This is a genomic window from Rhodococcus sp. NPDC127593, from assembly GCF_042671975.1.
In the GTDB taxonomy this organism is placed as follows: domain Bacteria; phylum Actinomycetota; class Actinomycetes; order Mycobacteriales; family Mycobacteriaceae; genus Rhodococcus_F.
Window position 1 is genome coordinate 91,142 of the sequence record NZ_JBHXWI010000032.1, and the last position, 21,454, is coordinate 112,595.

The 21,454-nt window shown below is 68.5% G+C and carries 20 protein-coding genes; 9 read left to right on the plus strand and 11 right to left on the minus strand.

Translation table 11 applies throughout. The features are described from left to right. Positions 1 to 7: 7 nt before the first annotated feature. On the minus strand, positions 8 to 910 hold the full coding sequence (locus tag ACFVJ3_RS28055) for an inositol monophosphatase family protein (protein ID WP_378455165.1): 903 nt from the start codon (positions 908 to 910) through the stop codon (positions 8 to 10). A 156-nt stretch (positions 911 to 1,066) separates the two neighbouring features. On the opposite strand from ACFVJ3_RS28055, the gene ppgK reads away from it, so the two are divergent. Together ppgK and ACFVJ3_RS28065 are read left to right on the plus strand one after the other, a co-directional pair. Continuing rightward, positions 1,067 to 1,819, plus strand: a complete 753-nt coding sequence (gene ppgK / locus ACFVJ3_RS28060; RefSeq protein WP_378455166.1) for a polyphosphate--glucose phosphotransferase — start codon at positions 1,067 to 1,069, stop codon at positions 1,817 to 1,819. Positions 1,820 to 1,940: 121 nt separating this feature from the next. Continuing rightward, positions 1,941 to 3,314, plus strand: coding sequence for an RNA polymerase sigma factor (locus ACFVJ3_RS28065; protein WP_378455167.1), 1,374 nt, complete (start codon positions 1,941 to 1,943; stop codon positions 3,312 to 3,314). 62 nt (positions 3,315 to 3,376) lie between these two features. Here the strand turns inward: ACFVJ3_RS28065 and ACFVJ3_RS28070 are convergent, their stop codons facing one another. The 3 genes from ACFVJ3_RS28070 to ACFVJ3_RS28080 are packed head-to-tail and all read right to left on the minus strand — an operon-like array spanning position 3,377 to position 5,440. After that, positions 3,377 to 4,549 (minus strand): cation:proton antiporter, encoded by a 1,173-nt coding sequence (locus ACFVJ3_RS28070; RefSeq protein WP_378455168.1) that lies wholly within the window; start codon positions 4,547 to 4,549, stop codon positions 3,377 to 3,379. 7 nt (positions 4,550 to 4,556) lie between these two features. Continuing rightward, a complete protein-coding gene (locus ACFVJ3_RS28075) occupies positions 4,557 to 5,039 on the minus strand; it encodes a cation:proton antiporter regulatory subunit (RefSeq protein ID WP_005240833.1) in 483 nt (160 codons plus the stop codon). A 47-nt stretch (positions 5,040 to 5,086) separates the two neighbouring features. Then, positions 5,087 to 5,440 carry a DUF952 domain-containing protein gene (locus tag ACFVJ3_RS28080; protein ID WP_378455169.1) on the minus strand — a complete coding sequence of 118 codons (354 nt, stop codon included), beginning with the start codon at positions 5,438 to 5,440 and terminating at the stop codon, positions 5,087 to 5,089. A 261-nt stretch (positions 5,441 to 5,701) separates the two neighbouring features. Here ACFVJ3_RS28080 and ACFVJ3_RS28085 point away from each other — a divergent pair, with 261 nt between their 5' ends. After that, positions 5,702 to 5,896, plus strand: a complete 195-nt coding sequence (locus ACFVJ3_RS28085) for a hypothetical protein (RefSeq protein WP_005240831.1) — start codon at positions 5,702 to 5,704, stop codon at positions 5,894 to 5,896. 106 nt (positions 5,897 to 6,002) lie between these two features. Here ACFVJ3_RS28085 and ACFVJ3_RS28090 read toward each other — a convergent pair whose 3' ends face one another. Next, complete coding sequence (locus ACFVJ3_RS28090; RefSeq protein WP_378455188.1) at positions 6,003 to 7,763, minus strand: DEAD/DEAH box helicase; 1,761 nt, start codon at positions 7,761 to 7,763, stop codon at positions 6,003 to 6,005. 255 nt (positions 7,764 to 8,018) lie between these two features. Here ACFVJ3_RS28090 and ACFVJ3_RS28095 point away from each other — a divergent pair, with 255 nt between their 5' ends. Then, a complete protein-coding gene (locus ACFVJ3_RS28095) occupies positions 8,019 to 9,191 on the plus strand; it encodes a YihY/virulence factor BrkB family protein (protein WP_378455170.1) in 1,173 nt (390 codons plus the stop codon). Here ACFVJ3_RS28095 and ACFVJ3_RS28100 read toward each other — a convergent pair. Then, complete coding sequence (locus ACFVJ3_RS28100; protein WP_005240826.1) at positions 9,164 to 9,400, minus strand: DUF3039 domain-containing protein; 237 nt, start codon at positions 9,398 to 9,400, stop codon at positions 9,164 to 9,166. The genes ACFVJ3_RS28095 and ACFVJ3_RS28100 overlap by 28 nt on opposite strands. Before the next feature lie 77 nt (positions 9,401 to 9,477). Here ACFVJ3_RS28100 and ACFVJ3_RS28105 point away from each other — a divergent pair, with 77 nt between their 5' ends. From ACFVJ3_RS28105 to ACFVJ3_RS28115, 3 genes are all read left to right on the plus strand, one after another. Then, positions 9,478 to 9,837, plus strand: coding sequence for a DUF3099 domain-containing protein (locus ACFVJ3_RS28105; protein ID WP_378455171.1), 360 nt, complete (start codon positions 9,478 to 9,480; stop codon positions 9,835 to 9,837). Between the two features lie 30 nt (positions 9,838 to 9,867). Further along, entirely contained in the window at positions 9,868 to 11,346 is a 1,479-nt protein-coding gene (locus tag ACFVJ3_RS28110) for a methyltransferase (protein ID WP_378455172.1), read from the plus strand. 166 nt (positions 11,347 to 11,512) lie between these two features. Further along, on the plus strand, positions 11,513 to 12,484 hold the full coding sequence (locus tag ACFVJ3_RS28115; RefSeq protein ID WP_005240812.1) for a sigma-70 family RNA polymerase sigma factor: 972 nt from the start codon (positions 11,513 to 11,515) through the stop codon (positions 12,482 to 12,484). 85 nt (positions 12,485 to 12,569) lie between these two features. Here the strand turns inward: ACFVJ3_RS28115 and ACFVJ3_RS28120 are convergent, their stop codons facing one another. Further along, positions 12,570 to 15,332: a GNAT family N-acetyltransferase gene (locus tag ACFVJ3_RS28120; protein WP_378455173.1), complete on the minus strand. Its 2,763-nt coding sequence runs from the start codon at positions 15,330 to 15,332 to the stop codon at positions 12,570 to 12,572. Beyond that, complete coding sequence (locus ACFVJ3_RS28125) at positions 15,325 to 16,596, minus strand: acetoin utilization protein AcuC (RefSeq protein WP_378455174.1); 1,272 nt, start codon at positions 16,594 to 16,596, stop codon at positions 15,325 to 15,327. Before ACFVJ3_RS28125 ends, ACFVJ3_RS28120 begins: the two co-directional genes overlap by 8 nt. A gap of 134 nt (positions 16,597 to 16,730) precedes the next feature. Here ACFVJ3_RS28125 and ACFVJ3_RS28130 point away from each other — a divergent pair, with 134 nt between their 5' ends. Both ACFVJ3_RS28130 and galE read left to right on the plus strand, forming a co-directional pair. Then, entirely contained in the window at positions 16,731 to 17,423 is a 693-nt protein-coding gene (locus tag ACFVJ3_RS28130) for an iron dependent repressor, metal binding and dimerization domain protein (RefSeq protein ID WP_378455189.1), read from the plus strand. Positions 17,424 to 17,426: 3 nt separating this feature from the next. After that, complete coding sequence (gene galE, locus ACFVJ3_RS28135; protein ID WP_378455175.1) at positions 17,427 to 18,419, plus strand: UDP-glucose 4-epimerase GalE; 993 nt, start codon at positions 17,427 to 17,429, stop codon at positions 18,417 to 18,419. 19 nt (positions 18,420 to 18,438) lie between these two features. Here the strand turns inward: galE and ACFVJ3_RS28140 are convergent, their stop codons facing one another. The 3 genes from ACFVJ3_RS28140 to ACFVJ3_RS28150 all read right to left on the minus strand — a co-directional run bounded on the left by ACFVJ3_RS28140 (position 18,439) and on the right by ACFVJ3_RS28150 (position 21,174). Then, positions 18,439 to 19,578, minus strand: coding sequence for a DUF4192 domain-containing protein (locus ACFVJ3_RS28140; RefSeq protein WP_378455176.1), 1,140 nt, complete (start codon positions 19,576 to 19,578; stop codon positions 18,439 to 18,441). Positions 19,579 to 19,741: 163 nt separating this feature from the next. Further along, entirely contained in the window at positions 19,742 to 20,407 is a 666-nt protein-coding gene (locus tag ACFVJ3_RS28145; protein ID WP_378455190.1) for a DUF5642 family protein, read from the minus strand. 140 nt (positions 20,408 to 20,547) lie between these two features. Next, positions 20,548 to 21,174, minus strand: a complete 627-nt coding sequence (locus tag ACFVJ3_RS28150) for an MBL fold metallo-hydrolase (RefSeq protein ID WP_378455177.1) — start codon at positions 21,172 to 21,174, stop codon at positions 20,548 to 20,550. Between the last annotated feature and the right edge of the window lie 280 nt (positions 21,175 to 21,454).

Genomic DNA, 21,454 nt, shown 5'->3' on the forward strand with positions numbered 1-21,454 from the left:
CCGGCGGTCACCCTTCCGGGATCGGGGCGTCCACCCCGATCTCGGCGAACAGCGCGTCCAGCGCGTCGGCGATGCCGGGGGCCGCGGCCACCACCACGTCGCCGTCCGCACTCGACGTCTGCGGCGAGGGGATTCGCACGCGGGCCCCCGCCTCAGTGGCGATCAGCGACCCCGCGGCCCAGTCCCACGGGCTCAGCCCGTGTTCGAAATGAGCGTCGACACGGCCGGCCGCGACCATGCACAGATCGAGGGCCGCCGAGCCGATCCGGCGGATGTCCCGCACCCTCGGCAGGATGTCCGCGATGAGGGCGCCCTGCGCCTTGCGCCGCGCCGCGCCGTACCCGAAACCGGTGGCGAGCAACGCCATCGACACGTCGGTGACCGGGTTGCACCGGAGGTCGCTGACCCGCCCGTCCGCGTCGGTGAGGGTTGCCCCGCCGCCACGCGCCGCCGCGTAGGTCGATCGGGCCGCCACGTCGACCACGGCCCCGGCGACGGACACCCCGTCGATCTGGGCGGCCACGGAGACCGCGTACGCGGGGACGCCGTACAGAAAGTTCACGGTGCCGTCGATCGGATCCACGATCCACCGCACCTCGGCGACGGAATCCTCCTCTCCCCCACCTTCTTCGCCGAGGATCGCGTCGTCGGGACGAAGCTGTGCGAGACGGTCGCGGATGACCTGCTCGCTCTCGGTGTCGACCACCGTGACCGGGTCGGTCGGAGTGCTTTTCGACGCGACGGAATCGCCGGATCCCGCTCGCTTCCCGACGATTCCGAAGACCTCGGGCCGTCGCGCCCGGACGTGGGCAGCCGCTTCCTCGGCCACCGCCACGGCGACCTCGAGCAGTCGCGTGGGATCGGTGCCGACGTGGCCTGGCGCGGACTCTGAACTCTGGGGTGCATGCACCCACCCATCGGAACACACTTTCGCTGCCTCACACCACCGCTGACGTTTCGCGCGGCTGGTGCCATCGCCCACCGAACGCGCGTCGACACACTAGTGTGACGGGCAGCAGAAGAGCGCCGGAGAACACGTCGTCGTCGACACGAAGGAGCACACGCCATGACCAAAACGGGGTTCGGTGTCGACGTCGGAGGCAGTGGCGTCAAGGGTGGCGTCGTGGATCTCGAGACGGGCCAGCTCGTCGGGGACCGCATCAAGCTCCTCACCCCCCAGCCGTCCACTCCGGAGGCGGTCGCGGAGACCGTCGCCGAGATCATCCGCCAGGCAGAATGGGACGGACCGGTCGGTATCACCCTGCCGAGCGTCGTCACCGGCGGCGTGGCGCGATCCGCCGCCAACATCGACAAGAAGTGGATCGGGACGGACGCCCGCGCGCTGTTCGCCGACGCACTCGGCGGCCGGCTCGTCACCGTCCTCAACGACGCGGATGCGGCCGGGATCGCGGAGGACGCGCTCGGCGCGGGCAAGGACGCGAAGGGGGTCGTCATCCTCCTCACCTTCGGCACCGGCATCGGCTCGGCGATCCTCCACGACGGCGTCCTGCTCCCCAATACCGAGTTCGGGCACATGGAGGTGGACGGCAAGGAAGCCGAGCACCGGGCGGCGTCCTCGGTCAAGGAGAAGAAGGATCTGTCGTACAAGGAATGGGCCGGCGAGGTGAGCCGTGTCCTCACCCGGTTCGAGAACCTCCTGTGGCCGGATCTGTTCATCGCCGGTGGCGGAATCAGCCGGAAGAACGAGAAGTGGATCCCGCATCTGACCAACAGGACACCCGTCGTACCTGCTGCGCTGCTGAATACGGCGGGCATCGTCGGTGCTGCGCTCGCAGTGGAAACGGGCATCGCCCCGTAACTAATTCGGATGGGTCGTTACAATGGAAGAGCCCGGCTGCGCGCCGGCGAAACCAGTAGACCTCTCCGCCGGATGACCACTCTGGCGTGACGCCGCACGACACCGTCACGAAAGGGCGTACGTGGCAGCCACCGATACACGTCAGACTGCTGATTCGACTTCGGAGTCAGGACCGGAAGCACCAGTCGGAGCGGCAGCCACCGGCACTGCTCCGGCAGCCGAGGAAGCTCCCGCGAAGAAGCCGGCGGCCAAGAAGGCTCCCGCCAAGAAGGCAGCAGCGAAGAAGGCTCCCGCCAAGAAGGCGGCAGCCAAGAAGGCGGGCGGCAAGAAGGCCACGGCCGGTAAGGGTGCGGACGGCGAGGACCTCGACGAAGACTCCGCCGACATGGAGGACATCGACATCACCGAGGGCGACCTCGCCGAGGCCGAGACCGATGTCGTCGAGGTCGTCGCAGTCGGCGAAGACGAGGAGACCGAGGAGCCGTCCGACAAGGACAAGGCCTCCGGCGACTTCGTGTGGGACGAGGAGGAGTCCGAAGCGCTCCGCCAGGCCCGCAAGGACGCCGAACTGACCGCGTCCGCCGACTCGGTCCGCGCCTACCTCAAGCAGATCGGCAAGGTCGCCCTCCTCAACGCCGAAGAGGAGGTCGAGCTCGCCAAGCGGATCGAGGCCGGGCTCTACGCGACCCAGATCATGCAGGAACTGTCCGATTCCGGCGAGAAGCTCCCCGCCGCCCAGCGCCGGGACATGAGCTGGATCTGCCGCGACGGAAACCGCGCCAAGAACCACCTCCTCGAGGCGAACCTCCGCCTCGTCGTGTCGCTGGCCAAGCGCTACACCGGCCGAGGCATGGCGTTCCTCGACCTCATCCAGGAAGGCAACCTGGGCCTCATCCGTGCCGTCGAGAAGTTCGACTACACCAAGGGCTACAAGTTCTCGACCTACGCCACGTGGTGGATCCGTCAGGCCATCACCCGCGCGATGGCCGACCAGGCCCGCACCATCCGCATCCCGGTGCACATGGTGGAGGTCATCAACAAGCTCGGCCGCATCCAGCGCGAACTCTTGCAGGATTTGGGCCGTGAGCCCACTCCCGAAGAGCTCGCCAAGGAAATGGACATCACGCCCGAGAAGGTGCTGGAGATCCAGCAGTACGCTCGTGAGCCCATCTCGCTCGACCAGACGATCGGCGACGAGGGCGACAGCCAGCTCGGCGACTTCATCGAGGACTCCGAGGCCGTCGTAGCCGTCGACGCCGTGTCGTTCACCCTGCTGCAGGATCAGCTGCAGTCGGTGCTCGAGACGCTCTCCGAACGTGAAGCGGGCGTCGTGCGCCTGCGCTTCGGCCTGACCGACGGACAGCCCCGCACCCTCGACGAGATCGGACAGGTCTACGGGGTCACGCGTGAGCGCATCCGTCAGATCGAGTCCAAGACCATGTCGAAGCTGCGCCACCCGTCCCGGTCCCAGGTGCTGCGCGACTACCTGGACTGACGAACACACGACAATGCCCCCGGACTCCGAGCGAGTCCGGGGGCATTGTCGTCTGTGACGCGCTACGCGCTGGTGCGAACCCGGATCCAGGCGCCTGCCACCGGTTCGACCACCCGTGCCGCCACCGGACCGATGACGGCCATCAGGAGGACGTACGCGGTGGCGAGTGCCACGAGTTCGCTCTCCACGGCTCCGGCCGACAACGCCAGGCCGGCGATGACGATCGAGAACTCGCCGCGCGCGATCAACGCGACCCCGGCCCGGGCCCGGCCCAGACGCGCGACGCCCTGTTGTTTCGCCGCCCACGCACCGGTGACCATCTTCGTCAGCGCGGTGACGACCGCGAGGAGGACGGCCCAGCCGAGGACCGGCGGAATCGCCCGGGGATCGGTGTTGAGCCCGAACACCACGAAGAACATCGCGGCGAACAGATCGCGGAGCGGTTCGAGGACGCGGCTCGCATTGTGGGCGGTCGTACCGGAGATCGCGATCCCCAGGAGGAACGCCCCGACGGCGGCCGAGACCTGCATCGCCGAGCTGATCCCCGCCACGAGGAGCGCGGCACCGAGCAGCTTCAGGAGCAGGGTCTCGCTGTCCGGGCTGTCCAGCAGGGCGGACACGTAGCGGCCGTACCGCAGTGCGATCACGAGGACGACCGAGATCACGACGAGGGAGATGCCCACCGCCTCGAGTCCGCCGGCGAAACTGACGCCGGCGAGCAGGGCCGTCAGAATCGGCAGGTACACGGCCATCGCGAGGTCCTCGAACACCAGGATCGAGAGCACGACCGGCGTTTCGCGGTTACCGAGCCGACCCAGGTCGCTCAGCACCTTCGCGATGATGCCCGACGACGAGATGTAGGTGACGCCGGCCATCACGACCGCGCCGGTGGTCCCCCACCCCAGCATCAGCGCGACGACCGCCCCGGGCGCCGCGTTGAGGACGGCGTCCACGACACCGGCCATCCACGACCGTCGCAGCCCGGTGACGAGTTCCGACGCGGTGTATTCCAGCCCCAGCAGAAGCAGGAGGAGGACCACCCCGATCTCGCTTGCCAAGTGGCTGAACTCGCTGATGTCGCCGAGGTTGACGAATCCGCCGCTGCCGAAGCAGAGTCCGCCGAGGAGATAGAACGGGATCGGCGACATGCCGAACTGAGCTGCCAGACGGCCCAGCAATCCGAGCGCGAAGAACACCGCGCCCAGTTCGATGAGCGCGAGCGTGGTGGTGTTCACGGGAAGGTCAGCCGTTGGCCAGGAGCTTGGCTGACGCGTCCAGTCCGTCTGTGGTTCCGACGGCGACCAGGAGGTCGCCCGAGGTGAGCAGGAAGTCGGGCTTCGGTGACGGGTACACCTGACCGGCCCGCATGACCGCGACGATCGAGACCCCGGTGCGCGTGCGCATCGCCGTGTCGCCGAGCGGCCGGCCGTCGAACCGGGAGTCCTCCTTGATGTACAGCTGCTTGGTGCGGATTCCGGGCAGGTCCCGGTGTTCCTCCTCCAGCTGCGCCACCAGTTGCGGTGCCCCCAGCAGATTACTGAGGACTGCCGCCTCCTCCGTGGTGAGCGGCACGGACGCAGCACACGCATCGGGATCGTCGGCCTTCGAGACGATCAGATCGGTGCGACCGTCACGGTGGGTGATGACACCGATGCGGCGACCGGCGGCGAGTTCGAAGTCCTTACGCACCCCGATACCCGGTAGTGGCGTCACTTCAACGTTCATGCCTCCACGGTAGTCCGATCGGTGTGATCAACCGCGGAAGGCTCGCGTCAGCGCCGGGCCGGGAACGTTCCGTCGGCGTCGGGGCGGTACTCCTCGACCGCGGTGACCGCCGTGACGGGCAGCGGCCCGTACAGGTGTGGGAACAGCATCGACTCGGGATCGGCCGGCACGCCCGGCTCCCACTTCACCGGCGCACCGAGCGCGGCGGCGTCGAGCTTCAGCAGGACAAGGTCCGTACGCCCGGCGAACAACCTATTGGCGGGCAGATGCACCTGGGCGGGCGTCGAGAGGTGCACGAAACCGTCCGCCGCGAACGTGGCGGGCACTCGGCTGCCTTCGCGTTCCGCGGTGCGCCATTCCTCGCGGCTGCACATGTGGACCAACTGGTCTTCGGATTTCACACAGCGAGACTAGCGTCAAGCCCGAAAACGAATCAGCTGTCAGCGAACTCGGACCGCGCGGTCTGTTCACATCGGCGCTCGTCACGCCCCTGACTGCGCGTTTCCGGCGTGTTTCGTGTGTGATGCAACACTGAGAAACGCCGTCGGGAACAACGCGTAAACCCCAAACGTCTGACAGAGTAGATCCACCGCGCCACCCCCGACGCGGCGGACCAAGGCCCCAGGCACTCGGCATTCAGTCGAAGCCAGTACGGAGGAGTCATGCCCGGAACACTGACCAGCCCCCCGTTGACCGCAGCCGACCGGTGCGACCGGTGCGGTGCGGGAGCCCGCGTTCGCGCGGTTCTTCCGACCGGAGGAGAGTTGCTCTTCTGCGGTCACCACGCCAACGAGCACGCAGACCGCCTTCGCGAGATGAACGCCACGATCGTGTCCGAAGCCGAAGCTGCAATCTGATACGTCAGCCCGGGTGACCCGTCCCAGGCTCACCTCTTCAGCAAAGAGACCGGCGAGTGCACTGCACTCGCCGGTCTCTTCTGTTCGAGTCACCAGGTGACGCCGATCACCACTGTCGCAGGGTGGAGATCCGCTCGGTGAGCTGCTCGACGGTGGCGATCGCCGTGGGCGGTCCCCCGCAGACACGACGCAGTTCGCCGTGGATGGTGCCGTGGGGCTTGCCCGTCCTGTGATGGTGCATCGCGACGAGACTGTTCAGTTCCCGGCGCAGCTGCGCGAGCTGTCCGGCGGCGGCCACCCGGTCCGCGACCTGAGGTACGGGTGTGTGCACGGGCGCGGGCGCAGGCTCCTGTTTGTCCAGCTGCTCCGACTGACGCTGACGCAGCAGCGCGCGCATCTGATCGGCGTCGAGCAGTCCGGGCAGACCCAGGTAGTCGGCCTCCTCGTCGGAGCCAGAGAACGTGGCCGTCCCGAAGGACGAACCGTCGTAGATCACCTGATCGAGCTCGGCATCCGCGCCGAGCGAAGTGAACGCCTTCTCCTCCTCGCCGAGCTCGTCCTTCTGCTTGTTCGCGTCGGCGAGGAGGTCGTCGTCGAAGCCGTCCTTCTCCCGATGCGGCTTGCCGAGCACGTGGTCGCGCTGCGCCTCGAGCTGGCTGGCCAGGTCGAGCAGCACCGGAACCGACGGGAGGAACACGCTCGCGGTCTCACCCTTGCGGCGGGACCGCACGAAACGCCCGATCGCCTGCGCGAAATACAGCGGGGTGGACGCACTGGTGGCGTACACACCGACTGCCAGACGGGGAACGTCGACGCCTTCCGACACCATGCGGACGGCGACCATCCATTTCTGGGTGCTCGCCCCGAACTCGCCGATCCGCTTGGACGCCGTCGGGTCGTCGGAGAGCACCACGACCGGGTCTTCCCCGGTGACCGCCTTCAGCGTCTGCGCGTACGCACGGGCCACGGTCTGGTCGGTGGCGATCACCAGGCCTCCGGCGTCGGGCATGCCGCCCGTGCGCAGTTGGCCGAGCCGGGTGTCGGCGGCGTGCAGGACCGCGGGGATCCAGTCGCCCGACGGGTCCAGGGCCGTTCGCCACGCCCGGGCCGTCTGTTCCGCGCTGAGCGGCTCGCCGAGTCGCGCGGAGAACTCCTCGCCCGCGTTGTTCCGCCAGCGCGCCTCGCCGGAGTACGCGAGGAACACGACGGGCCGGACGACGCCGTCCGCGAGGGCGTCCGAGTACCCGTAGGAGTGATCCGCCTTCGAGCGCATCAGACCCTCGCGGTCGGGTTCGTACGTCACGAACGGGATCGCACTGTCGTCGCTGCGGAACGGTGTACCGGTCAGGGCGAGGCGGCGGGTGGCGTCACCGAACGCCTCCCGGATGGCGTCACCCCAGCTCTTCGCGTCGCCACCGTGGTGGATCTCGTCGAGGATGACCAGCGTGCGCCGGCTCTCGGTGCGGACCCGGTGCTTGAACGGGTGGGAGGCGACCTGCGCGTACGTCACCACGACACCCTGGTAGTCGCTGGACGTCTGCCCGGTCGAGTTCGAGAAGTACGAGTCCAGCGCGATGCCGTTGCGCGCGGCGGACTCGGCCCACTGGTGCTTGAGGTGCTCGGTCGGCGCGACCACGGTCACCTGATCGACGGTGCGGTCGCGCAGCAACTCCGACGCGACCCGCAGCGCGAACGTGGTCTTACCGGCGCCCGGCGTCGCGACCGCGAGGAAGTCCTGTGGTCCGGTGGACAGATACTTCGTCAGCGCACGACGCTGCCAGGCGCGCAGTGATCCTGCGGGTCTGGCCGGTTCGGTCTGTGCGAGGTAGGCCTCGGTGCCCACGATCTGCGCGGCCTCGGTTTCCATTCTCGGCGCCGACTGGGAGCCCACTGTCTCAGCACTCACGGGCTGCCCTCCGCTGGCATGGCACTGTTTGCTCGCACTCCTCGGTATTCGATCGACATGTCCGGGTCCAGACCCGAAGGCGCTGTCCGTCAAGGAGCCTAGCGCCCGGATCCGACGCGAACCGCATTCGCGAGTTCCGATAGTGACAGATTTGTCGCGACACGAGGACAGCAGCGGTGGGCAACCGGGCGTGTCGTCAGGGATGCTGGAAACATCATGACCGAAACACCCCCGACAACGCCGCAGAGTGGCGGTGACGCACCCCGGTCCGGGTGGCATCCGCTACGTCGCACACTGAGCGTGATCGGTCGCACAGCGAGCAAGGCCTGGGATGATTCGATCTTCGGAAAGGCGGCCACGGCGGCGTTCTGGCAGACGCTGTCGCTGCCCCCTCTCCTGCTGGGGCTCCTCGGAATGCTCGGCTACGTCGGCGGATGGTTCGGGCCCGACACCGTCGACATCATCCAGTCGAAGATCATCAACTTCAGTGGGACGGTGTTCAGCGACAGCGTCGTCGAACAGATCATCCGCCCGACGGTCGGCGACGTACTCGAACGCGGTCGTCCCGAGATCGTGTCGCTGAGCTTTCTGCTGTCCCTGTGGGCCGGCTCGTCCGCCATTTCCACGTTCGTGGACTCGATCGTCGAGGCCCACGGGCAGCAGGAGGCGCGGCACCCGGTGTGGCAGCGCGTGTTCGCGTTGCTGCTCTACGTGATGTTCCTGATCCTCGCCGTGTTCACCCTGCCGCTGGTCGCGCTGGGGCCGACACTCGTCGGCAGGGTGCTCCCGGAGGCGTGGCGCACGATCGGGACGGAGATCGTCGACACGTTCTACTACCCCGGCGTCGGACTGCTGCTCATCGTCGGCCTGACGACGCTGTACAAGGTGGCGCTCCCCCGGTCGCTGCCCTGGCACCGGTTGCTCGGCGGCGCGCTCGTCGCGGGGGTCTTCTTCCTCGGCGCGAGCACCTGCCTGCGCCGCTACCTCTCCTGGGTGGCCGGAACCGGGTACACGTACGGGGCACTGGCAACGCCGATCGCGTTCCTGCTGTTCACGTTCTTCCTGGGTTTCGCGGTGGTGCTCGGTGCCGAGTTCAACGCCACCGTCCAGGAGTTCTGGCCCGCCCGTGCGACCCGAATCGACCAGATGCGGGATTGGATCGCCGCGCAGGCCGAGAGTTCGCCGTCGACGGGTCCGGTGACCAGCCTCACACGCCGCATCGCCACCGGTCCGATCAAGGTCGTCGGCGACCGTGCCCGCCCGGATGCGGCCGAGCCGGAGTCCGGGAACGTCGACGAGCCCGACGGCCCGGTACGAGAATCTCCCGAGCCACCGGGTGTGCGACGAGCGCCGGCGAAGCCTCAGTCGCCCTTGCGCAATCCTTCGTAGATCTTCTTGCAGTCGGGGCAGACCGGCGATCCCGGCTTCGCGGACTTCGTCACCGGAAACACTTCGCCGCACAACGCGACGACGTGAGTGCCCATGACGGCACTCTCCGCGATCTTGTTCTTCTTGACGTAGTGGAAGAACTTGGGAGTGTCGTCATCGGTCGACTCGTCGGTGGTGACGTCGGGCCGTTCCTTGGTTTGAGTGCTCACCCCTCAATAATGCCGCAACCGGCCGACGATCCCACCCCCTGTGTGCATTTGCCGCCCGACAGTGGAACAGTGGAGACATGGCACGAAGTGCAGGGTTCGGTGGGTCCCACGATGCCGGCTCACCGAGCAATCCGATTCTCATCACCGAGGCAGCGCGATCCATCGAGGATCAACATCGCGCCCGTGTCCGCAAGTACCTGCTCATCATGTCCTTCCGGTTCCCCGCGCTGATCTTCGCGGCGGTGGCGTACGGCATCTGGGAGAACCCGTGGATCTCGATGGCGATCATCGGCGTGTCGATCCCGCTGCCGTGGATCGCGGTCCTCATCGCCAACGACCGGCCGCCACGCACCAAGGACGAACCCAGTCGGTACGACCACCGCGAGTCGCCGTCCACCGCCCTGCCTGCGCCGCCGCACCACACGATCGAGGGCTGACGCGGTCGGGCGTGCTGCAACAATGCACGGGTGAACCGTGACGAACTGCTGTCGATCTGCCCCTCTCTGCGTGAAGCCCTCCGCCGCAACCGGTACGACACGGACACCCTGCTCGAGGCGCTGGGCCCCGAGGTACATGCGGCGTTGAGCCGCAACGAGCCGGTGCCGGTGCGCCGGGCCAGCGCCGGCTGCGGCGAACTCGGCACCCTGATCCGCCTGTTCCTTCTCACCGACGACTGTCCCGTCGGCGAGGTGGCCGTGGCGCTGTCCCCGCTCCCGGTCGAGAACGCCGTCGCGGCCGGCCTTCTCGAATCCGACGGTGACGTCGTCCGGGCAGCCCTCGACCTCCGTCCGATGGACATCGGCGGGGGCAACCGCTGGGTGCTCTCCGACCTCGACGGCTCCCTCCGCCCCCGCGAGACCCCCGTCGACCACGTCATCGGCGTCGGGCACGCGTCGCTGTCGCTGCTGCAGGCCACCCCGACAGCGCCGGTCGGGACGCTGCTCGACGTCGGGACCGGTTGCGGCATCCAGGCCCTGCACGGCGCGTCCTACGCCGACACGGTCACGGCCACGGACCTGAACGTCCGGGCCGTCGATCTGGCGGCCGTCACGGCGGCGCTCAACGAGGAAGAGGTGGAACTGCTCGCCGGGTCGTGGTTCGAGCCGGTCGAGGGCCGCACGTTCGATCAGGTCGTGGCCAATCCGCCGTTCGTCGTCAGCCGCGCCCGGGTGGGTCACACCTACCGCGACTCCGGACTCGATCTCGACGGCGCAAGTGAACTGATGATCTCCCGCGTGGCCGACTACCTCGCGCCCGGCGGCACGGCGGCGCTGCTGGCGTCCTGGATCCACGTCGAGGGCGAGGACTGGCGCGCCCGGGTCGCCTCCTGGCTTCCGGCCCACGGGATCGACGCGTGGGTGGTGCAGCGGGACGTCGCCGACCCGGCCCTGTACGTCGGCACCTGGATGCGGGACGGCGGCCTCGACACCCGGGACCCGGCCACCGCGACGATCGCCGAGGACTGGCTCGATCACCTCGCGAGCGCGAACGTCGAGGGGGTCGGCTTCGGGTTCGTCTACCTGCGCCGGACCGACGCACCCACCGACCTGATGGCGGAAGATCTCACCCACGGCTTCAGCGACCCCTTGGGCGCGGAGGCGCTCGCGTACTTCGAGCGGGTGGCGTGGCTGCGCGACCACGACGTGCTGGCCGCGCGTTTCCGCGTGGAGGAGAGCACCGCCCTGGAGCGCGTGTTCCTGCCCGGCGACGAGGGATGGACCCAGGTGGTCGCCCGGTTGCACCGTGGGAACGGCCCGGCCTGGCAGCACGAGGTCGACGATCTCGTCGCCTCGCTCGTCGCAGGCATGCGCGGCGACGGCCTCGTGCTGGGCGAACTGATCGAGCTTCTCGCCGCCGCCCACGGCGTCGACGCCGAGGAACTCGCACAGTCGGCCGTGCCGCTCGTGCACGCCCTCGTCCGGCACGGACTCGTGCTTCCCGCGTAGCCGCCGGGTTCCCGATCCGTCCCCCTTATACGTGTTCTCAGCAACTTCTCAGGACCGAATCGAGGAACCCGCAGGTCACAGCCTCTTCGCAAATTACCGGCCGGGAACTTTCCCAGGCCTTCGGTGCGTTGATCCATATGAGACACCACCGATGAGGAGGCAAGTCATGACAAGCCCCAGCACCACTACTCGCATTCGTCCCAGCGCTGCCGATCTGGACGCCCAGAGCCCCGCTGCCGACCTGGTCCGCGTCTACCTGAACGGAATCGGCCGCACAGCTCTGCTGACGGCCGCAGACGAGGTAGAACTGTCCAAGCGAATCGAGGCTGGGCTGTACGCCGCGCACATCCTGGAGACCGGGAAGCGACTCTCCCCCGCCAAGAAGCGCGACCTCGCGACGGTCGTCCGTGAAGGACAGTCCGCCCGCGCACACCTCCTCGAGGCCAACCTGCGGCTCGTCGTCTCGCTCGCGAAGCGGTACACCGGACGCGGCATGCCCCTCCTGGACCTCATCCAGGAGGGCAACCTGGGTCTGATCCGCGCGATGGAGAAGTTCGACTACGCGAAGGGGTTCAAGTTCTCGACGTATGCCACCTGGTGGATTCGTCAGGCGATCACCCGCGGCATGGCCGACCAGAGCCGGACGATCCGGCTCCCAGTGCACCTCGTCGAGCAGGTCAACAAGCTGGCCCGCATCAAGCGTGAGCTGCATCAGCAGCTCGGGCGTGAGGCGACCGACGACGAGCTGGCCGAGGAGTCGGGAATCCCGGCGCACAAGATCGCGGATCTCCTCGACCACAGCCGCGACCCGGTGAGCCTCGACATGCCGGTCGGCAACGACGAGGAAGCTCCGCTGGGCGACTTCATCGAGGATTCCGAGGCCACGTCGGCGGAGAACGCCGTGATCGCCGGTCTCTTGCACAGCGACGTGCGCACCGTGCTGGCCACCCTCGACGAACGTGAGCAGCAGGTCATCCGCCTGCGCTACGGTCTCGACGACGGTCAGCCGCGCACTCTCGACCAGATCGGCAAGCTCTTCGGGCTCTCCCGCGAGCGTGTCCGTCAGATCGAGCGCGAAGTGATGGGCAAGCTGCGGCAGGGCGACCGCGCCGAGCGGCTGCGCTCCTACGCCAGCTGACCAGAGCCTCCCACCGGAATCAGCGCCGGTGCCGGTCGTACGCGACTGGCACCGGCGCTGTGCTGTCGGCGGGGCCTGCGACCGGTCAGCGCAGGCGGCGGGGGCCGAGGTCGGCGACGCTGGGCTCCGGGCCGATCCGCACGCGTGAATCGGTGATCTGCGCGCCCTCGGCCGAGGCGAGCACGGGTTCGCAGGCCAGTTCCCGGACCTCCGGGAGGTCGTCGGCGAGAGCGGAGATCCGCTGCACGAGATCGACGAGAGCCGATTTGTTCACCGGTACCGCGCTTCGGTAGCCGGACAGCAGCGGCGCGGCTTTCGGTGCGTCGATCAGTTCCGCTGCAGCGTCCTCGGTGAGGGGCAGCACCCGGTAGGCGCGGTCGCCGAGGAGGTCGGAGATCACGCCGGCGAGCCCGAACGAGATGAGCGAACCGAACGACGGGTCGTCCTGCACGCCCACCACACAGCCGATTCCCTTGGTGGCCATCCGCTGCACGTGGAGTAGCGGTTCGCCGGACGCGGCGGCGAGGTCGCGGTAGGCCCAGCGGACCGAATCTGGCCCGACCAGATCGAGGCGGACGCCACCGAGGTCCGGCCGGTGTCGCCACTGCTCCCCCGTCGCCTTCACCGCGACCGGATACCCCAGTTCCTCGGCGGCCTGCACGGCCTCGTCTTCGGTGGTGGCGGAACGGAACTCCACGACATTCACGCCGTAGCACGCGAGGAGCTGCGATGCCTCGAAGTCCGACAGCCAGCGCCCGGACGACGCCCCGAGCCAGCCGTCGACCATCGCTTTCGCCCGCTCCGGGTCGATCCCGTTGGGGCGCACCACTTTCGAGGACGGTTTACTCTTCCACGCCGAGTACCGCCAGGCGCGGGCCAGTGCCAGCGCCGCGCGTTCCGGTCCGGGATACGACGGAACCGAACCGCGCGTCGGGTGCCCGTCCTCACCCCGGACCGCCAGGACGTCGGGCACACCCTCCGCGGCGAGGAACGTCGTGAGGACGGGTTTGTCGGCTTCACGCACCGCCTCCCGCAGCGCCTGGGCATAGGGTTCGACGGGGACGGCGACCGGTGGAACGAAGACGGCGATCACCGAATCGACGTCGAAGGACGTGAGCGCTGTCCGCACGGCCGCCGCGAACTCCTCGGGACCGGCCTGCGGACCGAGGTCGACGGGGTCGCCGACCTGTAGACCCTCACTGCGTGCCGCGTCCGCGGCGAGCACACCGAGCGCGGTGGAGTTTCCGACCACGGCGAGCCGGGGGCCCGCGGGCAGCGGCTGATACCCGAACAGCAGCGCACAGTCGAACAGCTGGGAGATCGACCCGACCTGCACCACTCCGGCCTGCTCGAAGAGGGCGCGGACGATCGAATCGTCCATCTCGCCACCGCTGGCCGCCAGCGCGGGCGGAACGGCGTGCCGGCCGCTCTTGACCGCGACGATCGGCTTGTTCCGCGCCACCCGGCGCGCGATGCGCGAGAACTTGCGGGGATTGCCGAAGCTCTCCAGATACAGCAGCACCACCTCGGTGGCCGGGTCCGAATCCCAGTACTGCAGGAGGTCGTTGCCGGAGACGTCGGCACGGTTGCCCGCGGAGACGAAGGCGGACAACCCGATTCGGCTCCGTGCGGCCTCGTCGAGGATCGCGATGCCGAGTGCGCCGGACTGGCAGAAGAATCCGACGTTGCCGGGGCTCGGCAACACCGGGGCGAGAGTGGCGTTCAACGAGACCTCGCTGTCGTTGTTGGCCACGCCGAGCGCGTTGGGACCGATCAGCCGCATCCCGTGCGCGCGGGCGGCGTGGACGAGGCGACGTTCGGACTGCCGTCCGTCCATCCCGGTTTCACTGAATCCCGAAGACACGACGACGAGTGCCTTGACCCCCTTGTCCAGGCAGTCGTCGAGGACGGCGTTGATCGATTCAGCGGGTACCGCGACGACGGCGAGATCCACCTCGTCGGGGATGTCGCGGACCGTCGGGTACGCCCGCACACCGTGGACCGAACGGTGCTCGGCGTTGACCGGATACACCGGGCCGGTGAATCCCGCCCGCAGCAGGTTGGTCAGCACGGCGTTGCCGACCTTCGCCCGGTCGGTGGACGCACCGATCACCGCGACCGACCGCGGACTGAGCACGTTGCGCATGCTGCGCGCCTCGGCGGCCCGCTCGCGGGAATTGCGCACGGACACCATCGCTTCGGTGGGGTCGATCGCGAACTCGAGCTTGAGCACGCCGCCCTCGAAGCTGCGGCTCACCTGATAGCCCGCCTCACGGAACACCGTCACCATGTTCCGGTTCTCCGCGAGGACCTCGGCGACGAACATCGTCAGGCTGTTCTCCGCGGCCGCCGCGGCCAGGTGCTCGAGCAGGATCGGCCCGAGTCCGCGACCCTGATGCGCGTCGGCGACGACGAACGCCACCTCGGCGGACTTGCCGTCCCCCTCGCCGATCAGTCGCTCGTACCGGCCGACGGCGATGATCTCGTCCCCGAGCAGGACCACGAACGCCACCCGGTCGTGGTGATCGACCGTGGTGAAGTGAACGATGTCCCGTTGCGACATGGTCGGGTAGGGGCCGAAATACCGCAGATAGCGGGTGCGTTCGGAGAGCTTCGAGTGGAACGCGACGAGTTTGTCCGCGTCCTCGGGCACGATCGGCCGCAACGCCACCGCTCCGCCGTCCGCCGCCAGCACGTCGGCGACCCAGTGCCGCGGGTAGTTGTGCGCGGCGTCGGGTTTCTTCTTCGGCTGGGTCGTGACCGCCGCCTCGGTGCCGTCCGACGTCTCGATGCCGTCCGACGTCTCGATGCTGTCCGACGTCTCGATGCCGTCCGACGGCTCAGTCACGGGGATCCTCCGGGTCGAGTCCGAGTAGTGGGAAGCAGGCGCGGCGAGTGGCGATGACGGCCGAGTCGATCCGTGTCAGGGCGCGGTCGACCGACGGGATCCCGGTTTCCGGTGTGCCACCGGGACCGTCCCAGGGCCGGTAGTCGACCTCGCCGCCGTCGCCCATCGTGTCCGGCAGGTCCACGCTGGGTGCGAGCGTGTGAGCCCGCTCCTGCCAGGCCTCGGGTACGGCACGGCCCGTGTCGATCTCGCGGTCGAGCGCTGCGGCAATGAGATGGGTCCACGCGCGCGGGACCACACGGACGAGGCCGTAACCGCCGCCGCCGACGGCGAGCCAGCGTCCTTCGGCGTAGCGGTCGGCGAGATCGCGCATCGCGAGGAATGCGGCCCGCTGGCCGTCGACCGTCAGCGCGAGGTCGGCCAGCGGATCCTCGCGGTGGCTGTCCACACCGCACTGGCTGATCACGATCTGGGGCCTGAACGCCGCGAGGGCGCCCGGGACGACGGCGTGGAAACCGCGCAGCCACAACGCATCGACGGTGCCGGGCAGCACGGGAAGGTTGACGGCGGTGCCCTCCCCTGATCCCTCACCGACTTCGCTCGACCACCCGGTGTTGGGCCAGAGCGTTGCCGGATGCTGGTGGAGCGAGATCGTCAGGACCCGGGGGTCGTGCGCGAACGCGTGCTGCACCCCGTCCCCGTGGTGCGCGTCGACGTCGATGTAGGCGATCCGGTCGAAACCGTGGTCCAGCAGCCAGGAGATCGCAATGGCGACATCGTTGTACACACAGAAGCCGGAGGCCCAGTCGGGCATCGCGTGATGCATGCCGCCGCCGATGCTCACGGCGCGGCGTGTGCGCCCCGCTGCGATCTCCTGCGCCGCGGCGAGGGAACCGCCCGCGAGGATCGCGCTCGCCTCGTGCATCTGGGGGAAGACGGGATTGTCCTCGGTGCCGAGCCCGTGCGGGGCGTCCGCACCGAGCACACCCGACGTCGCCGAGTGTCCGGCCTGTTTGACAGCTTCGACGTACGCGGGGGTGTGGATCCGCAACAGATCTGCGTCCGAGGCGGCATCGGGCCGTAACAGTTCGACCCCCTCCAGAATCCCGAGGCTGCGGGCGAGCGACATGGTCAGCTCGAGCCGTGTGGGGTTCATCGGGTGGTCCGCACTCCACCGATAACTGAGATAGTCCGGACTCCACACGACTGCACGGTGCGATACCAGTGCAGCCGAATCCTCCCCGGAACTGAACGACGCGGTCATGAACTCACGCTACTGGTCCCCCGCGGAGGGTGCGAGCAGACCCCGGCACGACCGGCACCGACGCGCTGCGAGGACGGACGGCGCCGGTGGCGGGCAATCACCGGTAGAATCGACCGAGACGAAGGGGTGTGAGTGTGAAGGATCTGGTCGACACCACGGAGATGTATCTCCGGACGATCTATGACTTGGAAGAAGAGGGCGTCGTCCCACTTCGAGCACGTATTGCCGAACGACTCGAGCAGAGCGGTCCGACGGTCAGCCAGACCGTCGCCCGGATGGAGCGTGACGGTCTCCTCCTGGTCGCCGGCGACCGCCACCTGGAACTGACGGAGAAGGGCCGCGAACTCGCTGTGTCCGTGATGCGGAAGCACCGCCTCGCCGAGCGACTGCTGGTCGATGTCATCGGCCTCAAGTGGGAAGAGGTTCATGCGGAGGCGTGCCGCTGGGAGCACGTCATGAGCGAGGAAGTCGAGCGGCGCCTGGTGGAGGTGCTCAACAACCCCACGACTTCGCCGTACGGCAACCCTATTCCGGGGCTCGCGCTGCTCGGGCTGGACCGCCCGGTCGACCCCCCCGAGACGCTCATCCGCCTCACGGACGTGCCGCCCGGCAAGCCGACCGCTGTCGTCGTCCGGCGTCTCGCGGAGCACGTGCAGTCGGATCCGGACGTCATCGGGCAGCTGCGCGAGGCGGGCGTCGTCCCGGACGCGCGTGTCACAGTCGAGACCAAGCCCGGTTCGGTCACCATCACGGTGCCCGGCCACAGCGGATTCGATCTGTCCGAGGAGATGGCACACGCCGTCCAGGTGAAGCAGGTTCAGGGATAATCGATGAAACTTCTGGTCACCGGCGGCGCCGGCTATGTCGGCAGCGTCTGCAGCACGGTCCTGCTCGAACGCGGACACGAGGTCGTCATCATCGACGACCTGTCCACGGGTAACGCCGACGCGGTGCCGCTCGGTGCCGAGTTCGTCGAGGGCGACGTCGCGGAGGTGGTGTCGGACGTGCTCGGCACGAGCGGCACACCCCGCTTCGACGGCGTCCTGCACTTCGCGGCGCAGTCGCTCGTCGGCGAGTCCGTCCAGTACCCGGAGAAGTACTGGCGCGGCAACGTCGTCACCACGCTCGAACTTCTGGAGGCCATGCGGCATTCGGGGACGCAGAAGCTTGTGTTCTCGTCGACCGCCGCCACGTACGGCGAGCCCGAGCACTCGCCGATCACGGAGGCCGATCCGACCCGTCCCACCAATCCGTACGGGGCGACGAAACTCGCGATCGACCATGCCATAACGTCGTATTCGGTGGCTCATTCGCTCGCGGCGACCAGCCTGCGGTACTTCAACGTCGCGGGAGCGTACAAGTCGGCCGGCGAGAACCGGGTCGTCGAAACGCATTTGATTCCTCTCGTGCTCCAGGTGGCGCTCGGTCAGCGGGAGAAGATCTCGATCTTCGGAACCGACTGGCCGACTCCGGACGGAACGGCGATCCGCGACTACATCCATGTGCTCGACCTCGCCGAGGCGCACGTCCTGGCACTGGAGTCGTCGATCGAGGGCAGGCACCGCATCTACAATCTGGGCAGCGGTGCGGGTTTCAGTGTGCGCGAAGTCATCTCGGCGTGCGCGCGGGTCACCGGGCTCCCCATCGCGGCCGAGGACGCACCGCGCCGGGCAGGCGATCCCGCCGTGCTCGTGGCGTCGAGCGATCGGGCGATCGCGGAACTCGGGTGGCGGCCGGAGCACACCGACCTCGACGAGATCGTCGCCGACGCCTGGGCCTACCTGCAGGAGCTGGGCGACCGGTCGCACGCGGCACGGCGGTGACGCCGGCTCGGTCCGCGATCTAGCGGGGCAGTACGACACCGATCGCTTCGGCTCGCTCGTAACCGACGTCGGCCAGGCCCCGCACCTCGGTCGGCCGGAGTCCGGAGTGCAGTGCACCGTCGAGCAGGGTGGCCAGTACGTGCCCCGGCTCCGAGTCCAGTGCGGCGGCCAACGCGATGCCGGCGAACGGCCCGTCGCCACGAAGGTAGGCGCTGTATCCGAGCAGCGCGGCCGGGTTCGCGCGTTCCGGGTCCGGGAGGTTGCGGGCGAGGAGAATCCACAGTTGCTCCGCGTCGTCGGCGTACGGGCCGACGGCCAGAGCGAGCGCACCGTCCCGGACGGTGACATTATCGAGTGCGAGCGCGAGTTCCGCGTACTCCGGCGCGAGGAGCCTCTCCCCGGACGACACCCGCGCGACGTGCGTCAGCACCAGTTCGAGTTCGAGACGGTGACCGCGTTCCGGCGTGGCCGAACGTTCGGCCAATTCCCTTCGCAGAAGGGATGATTGACGGCCGCGTTCGATGAGGGCGGCGATCTGCATCCGTTCGAGCACCGGGCCGGTCTCGATCGTGGCTTCCAGCTCCTCGCGCGAAGAGCGGATGGCCCTGCCCTCGACGACCCGCGCGAGCGCGACCCGGGACGACGTCGGATCGGACTGGGCTCCGTACCCACCACCGCCGAGGAGGCTGAACCATTCGCGGCCGGCCGCGATCTCCGCCGTGACGAACACGTCGAGAAGTTCGGTCGGCGTGAAGTCGAGGAGCTCTTCGAATTCTTCGACGATCGCGGACAGCTCGTCCAGGGAGATCGCGGCCCGATCGGTGAAGCGGTCGTCGACGAGCACCAGGAGCACCCCGGTGGCCTGCTCCCTCTCACAGACGGTGGCGAACTGACCCAACGCCGCGTACATCGGCGGGGTCGGCACGTCGCCGCCGCTGAGGACCAGGTCGTGTCTCATGACGGCTCCGACCGACGGGTTGTGCTCCCCGGACAGGCACACCGCCACGATCGACCGGGCAGGCCGGAATCCGAGCAGTGCGGGCACCGAGGCGAGAAGGTCGCCCGGGGCGGACAACGTGACGGTGTGCTGAAGCGGGGGCGGTCCCCCGCCGGGATCGTCGGAGAAACCGGAACCGTTCGGGAATGCGGGTGTCGTCATGCATCAGACTCTGACGGGTCGACGCGTCGGCGCGGGGCGGGCGAACTGGGGAAACACAGAGGGCTGTGGATGGGCCATCGGTTGTGGACAACCGGGCCGCCGCGCCGCGCGGACGCGCCGTTCGACCGAGGAGTCGTCGGAGCCCTGTGCTAAAGGGCCCCGCTCAGCTGTTCTGCACCTTCTGCACCGCGGCGGTGAACAACTCGTCGAGCGCGACGGTATCGGCCTTCGCGTCGCCGAACGACATGAAGGTCGCGGACACCCGCACGTCGCCCACCTGCGCCATCAACGTGACCATCGACTGGGTGACCTTGTCGCTCTGGTTGCCGGACTTGACAGTCCGCCGGAGCGCGAGGGTGTCGTCGGCCCGGACCGGAGGAGCCGGTGTGACCTCGGTGGTGACGGTGGACTCGGCCCCACTGTCCGTCACGGTGACCTCGCCGCACTTCTTCGTCTGTGCCGCCAGTTCGTCGAGGGGTGTATCGGTTCTGGTGAGCTCGACCGAGATCGTCGAACGGCTCGCGTTGTCAGTGCCCACCGCCATGACGGTGCCGGTCGGTCCGTAGTCCTGCGCAGGCGGCGCACAGTCCGCAGGGTCGACCACCGCGCCCTGCGGTACGCCCGTCAGGTCGGGGGCCGCCATCGACACGGCCTGGGCGGGCAGCACGATCGCCTCGTACCGGGCCGGGAAGTCGGCCGGATCGACCAGAAGCTTCGACAGTCCCTTTCCGGAAGGCGAGCCCGCCGCGATGGTCGTGCTCGGCTGCGGGACACCGGAGACCGTCGAGGAACACCCGGCGAGAATCGTCGCCGCGGCCACCGCGACCACCGGGACGACGACGGCCGTCCGTACCGCTGTGCGCCGAGACCTCACCGTCGACCTCCCGTGTCGGATGCGTGGTGCTCCCACCCCGGGAGCCTGTCCGCCACTCTGCCACGCCGATGCATCGACGGTGGGGAGGGTGCGGCTCAGCTGCCGCGGGCGATCCACTCCTCCAGATGCGGGGATTCGGTCCCGATGGTGGTTCCGTCGCCGTGCCCGGTGCGGACCGTCGTCGACGGCGGCAGCGCGAACAGACGGTCGCGAATGGACCCGATGATCGTCGGGAAGTCCGAGTAGGAGCGCCCGGTGGCTCCCGGTCCGCCCGAGAACAGGGTGTCACCACTGAACAGTTCCCCCGCCTCCGGCAGATACAGACAGCAGGAGCCGGGAGAGTGACCGGGCGTGTGGAGCACGCGGACGTCGGTCCCGGCTACCGCGATCTCCTGCCCGTCCTCGATCGGCGTGTAGGCGACGGAGGGGTGAGTCTGTCGCCACAACACGTCGTCGGCCGCATGGAGGTAGAGGGGGGCGTCCAGTGCCGTGGACAGTTCGGGCGCCACGGTGACGTGGTCGTTGTGGCCGTGTGTGCAGACGATGGCCCTCACGTGCCTACCGCCGACAGCCTCGACGATCGGGGCGGCGGTGTGGGCGGCGTCGATCACCACCACCTCGGAGTCGTCGCCGACGATCCACACGTTGTTGTCGACGTCCCAGGTGCCCCCGTCGAGACTGAAGGTGCCGGAGGTGACCACTCGGTCGATGCGCACGCTCACGACACGACCGCCGATCTTCGAACGCGGTCCGCAATTCTTTGTACCTGTGCCGACATCGCGCACCTCCAGGATCGTCGTCCGTGTCGGACCGTGCCGTTCCTCACATTGCCACAGTCCGTGCGCGGGATCTCGCTGTGGGCGAACACCGGAAGGCCCCTGGCGGGAATTATCGGTCGCCCGCGCCGTGTTCCCCCAGGGCAGGACCTCCGAGAGCAAAGTCCGACGTATCGATGCCGGAGACGATAGGGGACACTGGAGGCCAGGCACGAAGGAGAAGAGG

What these genes read in the sequence shown, in the direction of transcription:
- ppgK (WP_378455166.1), top strand. Translation starts at nt 1,067, where the DNA reads ATGACCAAAACGGGGTTCGGTGTCGACGTCGGAGGCAGTGGCGTCAAG.
- ACFVJ3_RS28075 (WP_005240833.1), bottom strand. Translation starts at nt 5,039, where the DNA reads ATGAACGTTGAAGTGACGCCACTACCGGGTATCGGGGTGCGTAAGGAC.
- ACFVJ3_RS28085 (WP_005240831.1), top strand. Translation starts at nt 5,702, where the DNA reads ATGCCCGGAACACTGACCAGCCCCCCGTTGACCGCAGCCGACCGGTGC.
- ACFVJ3_RS28090 (WP_378455188.1), bottom strand. Translation starts at nt 7,763, where the DNA reads ATGGAAACCGAGGCCGCGCAGATCGTGGGCACCGAGGCCTACCTCGCA.
- ACFVJ3_RS28095 (WP_378455170.1), top strand. Translation starts at nt 8,019, where the DNA reads ATGACCGAAACACCCCCGACAACGCCGCAGAGTGGCGGTGACGCACCC.
- ACFVJ3_RS28105 (WP_378455171.1), top strand. Translation starts at nt 9,478, where the DNA reads ATGGCACGAAGTGCAGGGTTCGGTGGGTCCCACGATGCCGGCTCACCG.
- ACFVJ3_RS28115 (WP_005240812.1), top strand. Translation starts at nt 11,513, where the DNA reads ATGACAAGCCCCAGCACCACTACTCGCATTCGTCCCAGCGCTGCCGAT.
- ACFVJ3_RS28125 (WP_378455174.1), bottom strand. Translation starts at nt 16,596, where the DNA reads ATGACCGCGTCGTTCAGTTCCGGGGAGGATTCGGCTGCACTGGTATCG.
- galE (WP_378455175.1), top strand. Translation starts at nt 17,427, where the DNA reads ATGAAACTTCTGGTCACCGGCGGCGCCGGCTATGTCGGCAGCGTCTGC.
- ACFVJ3_RS28140 (WP_378455176.1), bottom strand. Translation starts at nt 19,578, where the DNA reads ATGACGACACCCGCATTCCCGAACGGTTCCGGTTTCTCCGACGATCCC.